The 9156-nt window shown below is 60.1% G+C and carries 10 protein-coding genes; 2 read left to right on the plus strand and 8 right to left on the minus strand.

What is annotated here, in order from left to right; translation table 11 throughout:
* Positions 1–145: 145 nt before the first annotated feature.
* Positions 146–607 carry an Lrp/AsnC family transcriptional regulator gene (locus JWR14_RS12860; protein WP_031356349.1) on the minus strand — a complete coding sequence of 154 codons (462 nt, stop codon included), beginning with the start codon at positions 605–607 and terminating at the stop codon, positions 146–148.
* Positions 608–959: 352 nt separating this feature from the next.
* Between JWR14_RS12860 and JWR14_RS12865 the strand changes: the two genes are divergently transcribed.
* Together JWR14_RS12865 and JWR14_RS12870 are read left to right on the plus strand one after the other, a co-directional pair.
* The gene (locus JWR14_RS12865) at positions 960–1484 is read left to right on the plus strand and encodes a Spy/CpxP family protein refolding chaperone (RefSeq protein ID WP_299706902.1); all 525 of its coding nucleotides are present in this window, start codon (positions 960–962) and stop codon (positions 1482–1484) included.
* A 179-nt stretch (positions 1485–1663) separates the two neighbouring features.
* Positions 1664–2101 carry a PGDYG domain-containing protein gene (locus JWR14_RS12870; RefSeq protein ID WP_299706905.1) on the plus strand — a complete coding sequence of 146 codons (438 nt, stop codon included), beginning with the start codon at positions 1664–1666 and terminating at the stop codon, positions 2099–2101.
* 63 nt (positions 2102–2164) lie between these two features.
* Here the strand turns inward: JWR14_RS12870 and JWR14_RS12875 are convergent, their stop codons facing one another.
* From JWR14_RS12875 to JWR14_RS12905, 7 genes are all read right to left on the minus strand, one after another.
* Positions 2165–2533 carry a DUF3022 domain-containing protein gene (locus JWR14_RS12875; protein ID WP_299706908.1) on the minus strand — a complete coding sequence of 123 codons (369 nt, stop codon included), beginning with the start codon at positions 2531–2533 and terminating at the stop codon, positions 2165–2167.
* A 1-nt stretch (position 2534) separates the two neighbouring features.
* Positions 2535–3368, minus strand: a complete 834-nt coding sequence (locus JWR14_RS12880; RefSeq protein WP_299706929.1) for a YhfC family intramembrane metalloprotease — start codon at positions 3366–3368, stop codon at positions 2535–2537.
* A 20-nt stretch (positions 3369–3388) separates the two neighbouring features.
* Positions 3389–4450 (minus strand): LacI family DNA-binding transcriptional regulator, encoded by a 1062-nt coding sequence (locus JWR14_RS12885; protein WP_299706911.1) that lies wholly within the window; start codon positions 4448–4450, stop codon positions 3389–3391.
* An 80-nt stretch (positions 4451–4530) separates the two neighbouring features.
* A complete protein-coding gene (locus tag JWR14_RS12890) occupies positions 4531–5499 on the minus strand; it encodes an NAD(P)-dependent oxidoreductase (RefSeq protein WP_299706914.1) in 969 nt (322 codons plus the stop codon).
* Positions 5500–5536: 37 nt separating this feature from the next.
* Positions 5537–6811 (minus strand): MFS transporter, encoded by a 1275-nt coding sequence (locus JWR14_RS12895; protein WP_299706932.1) that lies wholly within the window; start codon positions 6809–6811, stop codon positions 5537–5539.
* 58 nt (positions 6812–6869) lie between these two features.
* Positions 6870–7868: a sugar kinase gene (locus tag JWR14_RS12900; protein ID WP_299706917.1), complete on the minus strand. Its 999-nt coding sequence runs from the start codon at positions 7866–7868 to the stop codon at positions 6870–6872.
* A gap of 45 nt (positions 7869–7913) precedes the next feature.
* Complete coding sequence (locus JWR14_RS12905; RefSeq protein WP_366144528.1) at positions 7914–8795, minus strand: TIM barrel protein; 882 nt, start codon at positions 8793–8795, stop codon at positions 7914–7916.
* Between the last annotated feature and the right edge of the window lie 361 nt (positions 8796–9156).

The following is a 9156-nucleotide window of genomic DNA, read 5'->3' on the forward strand; positions in this document are numbered from 1 at the left end:
GGAGCGCATGAATATTGATAAAAGACACAAAATGATGCGAATCGACTAGCAATTTCGACGTTTTGACGGCTCTGCACGACAAATTGTGTTAAATCGCTGGATTCGCCTTCATGAGAAAAGCTTTTCAACCCTTCTTTCAACCCTCTCAACCCAAGCCACCGCGATCTACCTTGCGGGCAAGAATGATCGATGTCGTCGTGCGTTCAACGCCTTCCAGGCCACCGATTTCATCGAGCAGATCGTTCAGCCGGTCGGGGGAATCCGCCCGCAGCCACGCAACATAATCGAACTCTCCGCTCACTGCGCAAAGGAGCTGCATCTCGGGCATCCTGGCAAAGCGCTTCTGCACATCGCGGCCATACTTCGGTGCCAGTTTGATACCCACGTAGGCCTGGATGCTGGCATCGAGCACGTCTTGTCCCAGCCGCACGCCATACCCCGCAATCACGCCGGTCTTCTCAAGCCGCGCGAGCCGCGCGATCACCGTCGTGCGCGCAATGCCGAGTTGACGCGCAAGTTCGGACACGCTTTCACGGGCGTTCACCTGCAAAGACGCGACGAGGTTCCGGTCGATATCGTCGAGCTGATCAAGGCGCGGCGGTCGCATAAGGCGTGGTCCTTTCGTTAATTTTATTTACACCAGTGAGAGTACGGCATGAAGTCTTGCAGGACTTCTCGCACATGACAAAGCATGACAAAAACATGAAACAGCACAGCCATTAAAACACGAGCGCATCAATCTACGGCTGCCCTCGCCTGTTGGTTAAACTCCTGCCCTTGGCGAACCCGGCTTGCCCGGTCATTGCGTTTTTTTCGCAGACGTATCGGTTGTAAGCAGTTGTGGCAACCAAAGCAATGCCGCGCGCTAACGTGATATTAATAGCGGCGTCGGCCAAACATCACACGTTACCTTTAGCGTGTGTTGCTTGCCCCTTCTCAATGGACCCAAGGTGTCACCCATGAAAAAAACATTCGTTGCACTGGCTGCCTCGCTGGCCCTTTCCACGGCTTTCGCCCAATCGTCCGCTCCGGCAGCGCCTGCTGCGCCCGCAGGCGCATCGGCACCGGATACGGGACGCGGCCAGGCGCGTGAAGCACGCGTCGAGCAACGCATTGCAGAACTGCATGCCAAGCTCAAGATCACCTCTGCCCAGGACGAGCAATGGAACAAGTTCGCCGACGTGATGCGCGACAATGGCCACACAATGGGTGAGCTGTACCGTCAACGCATGGCGCTGGGCGACAACACAAGCGCGCTCGACGACATGAAGCAGTACGAGCAGATCACGCAGGCGCACGCGGACGGCACGAAGCATCTGGTCGATGCCTTCGAACCGCTGTACGCAAGCCTGTCGCCCGAGCAGAAGAAACTCGCCGACGCAAGCTTCCACCAGTCGGGCAAACCGGGTGCGCATAGAGGCCGCGCACAGCATCGCAAGGCGCCGGCTGCTGCGGCAGACAGTGCTTCGATCACCAAGCCCTAAACCTCCCGCAACGGCCTGACCTGAAGGCTGGACTTCGCGCGGGTTATGCCCGTGAGTCGTGAAAAAAGCGCTCGCATCGTAGTTTCGATGCGAGCGCTTTTGTATTTGGCGTTACGATCGCGGATTATTATCGTTCCGGCGTTTCCCATTAATCTCCATTACATCCGCATGACACCCGCATGACACCCATTACGCTTACCCAACTCGACCTCACCGCTGACCTCGCCGCGCATCGCGTGGTGAAGGACGAAACCGTCGTGGTCCAGTTTGCAGAGGAACCGGGCTCGCTGATGAGCCTGGAAGGTCCGAACCGTTATGCGCCCGGCGATGCGTTGATCACGGGCGCTACCGGCGAACGCTGGGTGGTATCGCGGGATCGATTCGACGCAAAGTACGTCGCGCACGACGGGCTCACGCATGGCCACGCCGGTGCGTACCGGAACGTGCCGGTCGCGGTTCTCGCGAAGCAAATGCACGAAGCTTTTTCAATCGCGCGTTCTGAAGCCGGCGATGTGCTTCACGGCGAAGCAGGCGACTGGGTCATGCAATACGCGCCGGGCGACTACGGGGTGGTCAAGGCGGCCCGTTTCGCGAAAGTTTATAAGCGCGCTTCATAGGCGCGCGTTATAGGCACTTATGCAGCGCCAAGCCAGGTTGCTCTGCGCGCGCCAGACGCGCACTCACGCGAAATCCTCGCCGATATCGATCTCCACCGTGCGCGGCACGGTTTCCCCGGCTGCGTACATCTCCTCGAGCGAACCCAGCGTGGCTTCCACATAAGCACGCAGCACCGCGTAACTGCGCGCGTGCAGGCGCGGCGGCATCGCCCGGTAACGCGCGAGCGCGGCGGGATCGAAGCGGATATCGATGGCAATACGGCGCGCCGTTGCACCGAAGCGCATTGCTACGTAATGAATCACGAGCGAAAGCTGGCCGTCGTCGCCCGGGCGCTCGGCGAATTGCGTCTGCTCCGGGAACAGGTCGCTGACCACGCGGGCCAGCAACTCGATATCGGCGCTCGGGCACTCGTATTGATATTCGTCGTCCATCTCAGTCTCCGGCCTTTGCCGCTTTTGCCCTTTCGCGTGCCGCTCGATTCGCATCTGCCGCCACGCCCAGGAAATAACGCCGCAGCGCACGCATCACGATCAACCCGAACACGAGATACACGGCGTCCGCGGCGAGCAATGGAATCAAACGAGCCTGATACAGCGCAACCGGCAACGCGATCAGCGCGTGCGCGACGATCATGAACGGCAGCGTGAAGCGAAAACGCTCACGCAGCATGTGCCACATTGCCACCGATAATCCCACCTGGAACACAAACGCAGCCGCGCGCTCGACCAGGAACATCGCGGCCGTTTCCGGCGCGAGGCTGCCGAGCACGGCGTGCAGCCGCAGCAGCGACTCGGCCGGGACGCTCGTGAAATATTGATCGAGCATGCCGCGATCAGCGAGCAGCGCGTAGAGGATCCACTGCAGTTGGACCAGCACGCCAACGAGCCACGCTTCCGCGCCGCCGTGGCCGATTCCGTAACCCAGCGCCGTGCCTGGGCGTTGCAATGAAGCGGGATTACGCTTGATCAGCCATTTCATGCCGGCGTAGCGCCCGACTTCCTCGCAGATACCCGTCGCAAGCGCGCCGTAGATCACGAAAATGGCCGGATTCAGCAGCAGGCCGACCGTGGTCGCATTGCTCAGCACGAGCCCGTGCAGGCCGCGTTCGATCACCATCGAAAACAGTGCGAAGACCGCGATCCCGACAATCACGTCACGCCGCTCGAAACCAAAGCGGGGTTTCGTCTTCCGATACAGCCAGATAGGTAATGCGGCAATCAGCAGCGTCGCAAGGGTGATACAGACCAGCGTCAAGGCACTTACCATCAATTAAATTTCCTCAAAAACTATGTGCCGCGATTGTTCGTCGATGTCGATGACCGCACGATCAGTTCGCCCGGCAGCAGGCATTCCCGCGCCGCCACAACCGCCCCTTCAATGCGCTCATGCAGGAATTCGACGGCGCGCTCGCCTATGGTATAGGTCGGCTGGCGCACGGTCGTCATGCCGGCTAGCTCGGCCCACTCTGAGTCGTCGATACTCATCAGCGCTACCCGCCGCTGCCAGTCGGCGCCATGAAGCTCCTTCAGATGCAGCGCGACCCGCAACGCTACCGGCGCGTTCGCCGCAAACAGTGCTACGCGGCGATTTTGCCGTTGCGCAGCGTTAATGCGCGCATCGATTTCCGCGAGGGTTTCGTCATTATCCAGGTCAAGCACGATCGTAGCGCCTGACACGCGAGAAGCACCCGAAACGCCGAGCGCGCCGATAGTGTCACGAAATGCCGCTTCGCGCACGCGTCGCGAGCTGACCTGCGCGTACGGCTGGACGACAAACAACAGTTCATCAAAACCCTCGCTCACCAGATGATGGATCGCGATCCGTACCGCTTCGGTGTTGTCCAGCCCGACCATATCGGTGACGACCCCTTCGACTGCACGATCCACTAGCACTACCGGTACGCCGCCACGAGTGAGCGTTTCCAGTGTTTCTTCCTTCACGCCGAGCGCATTCACGATCACGCCCTCCACGCGATACGTGCTCAGCAGTTGCAGGTATCGCCGCTCCAGATCGACCTCGTTCGCCGCGTGGCAGATCAGCGGCATGTAACCATACGCGTGACAGGCGGCTTCCACGCCCTGCAGCACCTCGACGGTGTAAGGATTCGTCAGGTCCGCAACCAGCATCCCGACCAGCCGGTTGCGCCCGCGTTTGAGCCCCCGCGCCATCTGGTTCGGGCGGTAATCAAGCTTCGCGATCGCCTCTTCTATGCGCTCGCGTAATTCCGTCGACAACACGCCCGTCTCGCCGTTCAAATAACGCGAGATGCTGGTCTTGCCGGTGCCGGCTTCGCGGGCGACGTCGGTGATAGTCGCGCGCCGGTCATTCGAAAAGTTGTCTCTTGCCATGTTTTCGTTCGACATCCGATAAAAACAAAGCGCGCCAGGGCGCGCTTAGTCCTTTGCAGCAAGCTTGGCGATCAAGCCGCTCAGCGCTTCAATGCTTCCGGGTTCACCATGTTATTCGTCAGCGTGCCATTCAACGCGCCGATCAGGTTCTCGGCAGCGTTCTTGTTCATCGCGTGGCGGGTTTCGTGCGTGGCCGAGCCAATATGCGGCAGCGCCACCACGTTCTTCATCTTGAGCAACGGCGAGTCGGCGGGTAGCGGTTCTTTCACGAAAACATCGAGGCCCGCGCCGAGGATCGTGCCGTCCTGCAACGCTTGAATCAGCGCGTCTTCATCCACCGTCGGTCCGCGCGATGCGTTGATCAGGATCGCGCTGCGCTTCATTTTTTTCAGTTGTTCGGCGCCGATCAGGTTGCGCGTCTCAGCGGTCAGCGGAACTTGCAGCAGCACAAAATCCGAAGTGGCGAGCAACTCGTCGAGATCGACTTTCTTTGCGCCGTAGTCCCGTTCAGCTTGCGCATTCGGGCTGCGGTTCGTGTAGAGCACGTTCATCCGGAAGCCGAGCGACGCACGACGCGCGACCGCACCGCCAATGCGTCCCAGCCCGATGATACCGAGCGTCTTGCCCTGCACATCGACACCAAAACAGTCTTCGCCGATGCTCTTCGTCCACTTGCCCGCCTTCACCCATTCCGCGAGTTCCACCACGCGCCGCGCGCTTGCGAGGATCAGCGCGAAAACCGTATCCGCCGTGGATTCCGTCAACACGTCCGGCGTATTCGTGAGCACGATGCCGCGACGGTTCAGGTCGGCGATATCGAAAGCATCGAAACCCACGGAAACCGTTGCCAGCGCTTTCAGCTTCGTCGCCCCTTCGAGCATGGCCGGGGTGATCTGAGTGCTCGCGCCGATAGCGCCATCGGCATCTTTCAACGCCGCTACGAACGCGTCGTGCTGCTTCGGGTCGACGGTCGTGACGTCCGCGTGTTCCTGCAAGTACGCAAGCACGTCCGCGGGCAACGGCTTATACGCGACGATTTTCTTTTTCATCGAAACAGGTCCTGTGGAGTCTGGAAAGATTGATATTTCAAGCACGTGTGGCCAGTTTAGCGGCGGGCGCGACCGGCTGCGGTTTCACGACCAGCGTCAGTATCACGGCCGCCACCAGCGCGGCGCTCATGAATACATACGACGCCGCAGGAGACCCCGTCGCGCCGTTCAGGTAGCCGACCACATACGATCCGACAAACGATCCAAGCGCGCCCATGCTGTTGATCAGCGCCATTGCACCGCCCGCCACGTTCTTGGGCAGCAACTCGGGCACGATCGCGAAGAACGGGCCGTAAGGTGCGTACATGGCCGCACCGGCGATCACCAGCAGCGCATACGAGCCCCAAAAACTCGTCGATCCAAGCAAGTACGATCCCGCGAAAGCGAACGCGCCTATCAGCAAGAACGGCCATACGAACAGCTTGCGGCGTTCGAGTTTGTCCGACGCCCAGGAAGCCGCGATCATCGCAATGGTTGCCGCGAGATACGGCACGGCCGACAGCCAGCCCGTCTCGACCATACCAAACGTGGACGCGTTTTTGAGGATCGACGGCAGCCACAACACGAAGCCGTACACGCCGATGCTCCAGCAGAAATATTGCGCGGACAGCTTGATCACCGCAGCCGACTTGAACGCCTCGCCATAGTTCTTGACCGGTTTGATCGCCGCTTGTTCCGCGCGCAGCGTGTTGTCCAGATCGCGTTTTTCCTGGTCGGACAGCCATTTAACCTGCGCCGGCTTGTCCTGCACGATGAACCACCAGATCACCGCCCAGATAATGGCGGGCACGCCCTCCACTACGAACATGTGGCGCCAGCCGAATGAGTTGATCAAGTAGCCCGATACCACCGACATCCACAGCACCGTCACCGGGTTGCCCAGGATCAGGAAGGTGTTGGCGCGCGATCGCTCGGATTTCGTGAACCAGTTGGAGATGAAGATCAGCATCGCTGGCATCACGGCCGCTTCCACGACACCGAGCATGAAGCGCAGCACCATCAGCGAGGGGATGTTGGTGACCACGCCGGTCAGCGCGGCGCAGCCGCCCCAGAGGATCAGGCTCACGAACACGAGTTTCTTTACACTGCGACGTTCGGCGTAGATCGCGCCAGGAATCTGGAAGAAGAAATAGCCCAGGAAAAACAACGCACCGATCAGCGATGCCAGCCCTTTGCTGATGCCGAGATCGTGATTGATACCGGCCGCCGACGCGAAGCCGAAGTTCGCACGGTCGAGATACGCGAGGCTGTACGTGATGAACACGATCGGCATGATCGTCCACCAGCGGCGTACCGCAAGCTTGGGCTGAATGGTGTTGGCAGGCTGCATGATTGTCTCCGTTCTTGGCTCGGGGCTCTGTGAAGCGGCTTTATAAGGCGACGTTGACTGCCGCGCCGTTAGCTTGTGTTCCGTTACTGCCCGCTTGTTCCAGCGCATCGAGTTCGGCTCGGGTCGGGAGACCTTCGCTATCGCCGATCACCTGGATCGCCAAAGCGCCGATGCGGTTGCCGCGTGTCAGCGCATGGCGCACGTCGTGCCCTTCCAGCATGGCGCTCACCACGCCGACCGCGAAACCATCGCCTGCGCCGACCGTATCGACGACATTTTTCACGGGAATCGCCGGCACCGTGCCTTCGTCGTTATCCGCGGTCCGGAAGTACGCGCCGTGCGCGCCAAGCTTGACCACCACGCCCTTCGCACCTTGGTCCAGATAGAACTTTGCGATGTCCTCGGGCTTCGTGAAACCCGTCAGGATCTTGCCTTCGCTGACGCCCGGCATCACCCAGTCGGCGTGTGCGGCGAGCGCATTCAAAGCCTCCGCCATGACCTCACGCGACGGCCAGAGCGTCGGGCGCAAGTTCGGATCGAAGGAAATGGTCTTGCCGGCTTTGCGCATTTCCTTCGCCATATGAAAGGCAAGCTCGCGGGAGGTCGCCGAAATGGCCGGTGCGACGCCCGTCAGATGCAAATGACGTGCGCTCAACACGTAGTCCGCCACGTAGTCATCGAGCGACAAATGGCTCGCCGCCGATCCTTTGCGGAAGTATTCGATCGCTGGATCGCTGCCGTCGTCATTCTTCGATTTAAGCTGGAAAGCGGTCGGATAACGGTCGTCGATCGTCACGCAACCCGCATCAATACCTTCCTGCGCGAGCACATCGAGTACGTAACGGCCGAAGGAATCCTTCCCCACACGGCTCATCCAGCCGACCCGGAAACCGAGCCGCGACAAACCGATCGCAACGTTCAGGTCCGCGCCGGCCACGCGCTTGGTGAACTGGCCGACCTTCGCGAGATCGCCGGTCTCGGCGGCGACGAACATCGTCATGGCTTCGCCGTAGGTCACGACATCGAGAGAGGTTGTCATAAGCGGTCCTTCGTCATTCATTGATGGGTGGTGTTCAAGCCGGTTTCAAGCCGATGCGAGTTGTTTGACGTAGCGCTCAGCATCGGCGGCGAGATTGTCTTGATCGAATGGAAACTCGATGCCGCGCGCAACGTCGGCCGGCAGATGCGCCAGCAATTCGGCGAAGTGGGCGTCGTCGGTAGCGGGTGGCGTCGCGAAGCGGCGCACACCTTCGCCCTGCACGGCCTTGCAATGCACGTAACCTACGTACTGGGTCAGACGCCTCGCCGCTTCGAGCGGATCTTGCTGCGCCCATCGCCAGTTGCCGGTATCGAAAGTCATGGAGAGCGTGTGCGAGCGAGTTTCCATCGCCTCGAACAATGTGGAGAACGCATCGATTGTGCCGCCGGCTTTCATCTGGCCGTTTTCGACCACGACCTGCGCTTTCGTATTTCGGATACCGGCGATCAGGCGATCAAGCGTCGCGGAATCCGTCGCCGTACCGGCGCTTTCTGACCCGCCGAGCTGGAATTTGACGATACGCGCATCGAGCGCCGCGGCTTCGTCCAGCGTCTGCTCCATCACGAATTCATCGAGGGTGCCGGTATCGTCGAAAAGGGTCGCAGGGGTCGAATAGACGGGCCAGATGCCGGCCGCCCGGATTTGCTGACCGAGTTCGTACAGCGATGCGGGCTGGGACTGGGCCTTGTACGAGAACAATTCGCGGCGGACTTCAAAACCGGCCGCGCCGGCTTTTGCTGCGACTTCCGCCCACGCAGCGTGGCCGTCGCGGCGGATCGTGTCCGCACCGAATGCGCTCGCCACAATAACGACAGGGACGACCGCACCGGCCCGGGTATTTTTGATCAGATTTCCAGAATTACCGTGTTCCACAGCGGAATTTGCCTTTAACCGGCCAATGGAACCGGTTCCAAGAACGAATTTCAAAAAAGACGCGTAACGCGTCCGACTGATTCTGCATCATGCGCCCGGGGCTCCCGGTGCGCTATTCTGGAATTCCCTAAGGCGTATGGCCAAAACAGCAATGGAACTGCTGCTTGCCTTTAGGTAGGTTCGCACTGATTTGATCGATATTTTTGATGCAGAGGAGCATGGCGGGCTCAGCGACGGCCCACGCTCATTGCGTTTCTCCGACGACTTGTCGGTCTAGCTACCGGTGAACCCTGATTCGAAGGTGATCCATCAGCCCCTTGTATTGAGAGACATTCACGCCGTTACCCAGCCGCGCTATTCTTCTGTCCAATCAACGGCTGCGAGCCGACGCGAACAAGGTGCGTCCTGCATTGTT

The organism is Caballeronia sp., assembly GCF_028292365.1.
Classification (GTDB): domain Bacteria; phylum Pseudomonadota; class Gammaproteobacteria; order Burkholderiales; family Burkholderiaceae; genus Caballeronia.

What these genes read in the sequence shown, in the direction of transcription:
- JWR14_RS12875 (WP_299706908.1), bottom strand. Translation starts at nt 2,533, where the DNA reads ATGGACGACGAATATCAATACGAGTGCCCGAGCGCCGATATCGAGTTG.
- JWR14_RS12870 (WP_299706905.1), top strand. Translation starts at nt 1,664, where the DNA reads ATGACACCCATTACGCTTACCCAACTCGACCTCACCGCTGACCTCGCC.
- JWR14_RS12890 (WP_299706914.1), bottom strand. Translation starts at nt 5,499, where the DNA reads ATGAAAAAGAAAATCGTCGCGTATAAGCCGTTGCCCGCGGACGTGCTT.
- JWR14_RS12865 (WP_299706902.1), top strand. Translation starts at nt 960, where the DNA reads ATGAAAAAAACATTCGTTGCACTGGCTGCCTCGCTGGCCCTTTCCACG.
- JWR14_RS12900 (WP_299706917.1), bottom strand. Translation starts at nt 7,868, where the DNA reads ATGACAACCTCTCTCGATGTCGTGACCTACGGCGAAGCCATGACGATG.
- JWR14_RS12885 (WP_299706911.1), bottom strand. Translation starts at nt 4,450, where the DNA reads ATGGCAAGAGACAACTTTTCGAATGACCGGCGCGCGACTATCACCGAC.
- JWR14_RS12880 (WP_299706929.1), bottom strand. Translation starts at nt 3,368, where the DNA reads ATGGTAAGTGCCTTGACGCTGGTCTGTATCACCCTTGCGACGCTGCTG.
- JWR14_RS12860 (WP_031356349.1), bottom strand. Translation starts at nt 607, where the DNA reads ATGCGACCGCCGCGCCTTGATCAGCTCGACGATATCGACCGGAACCTC.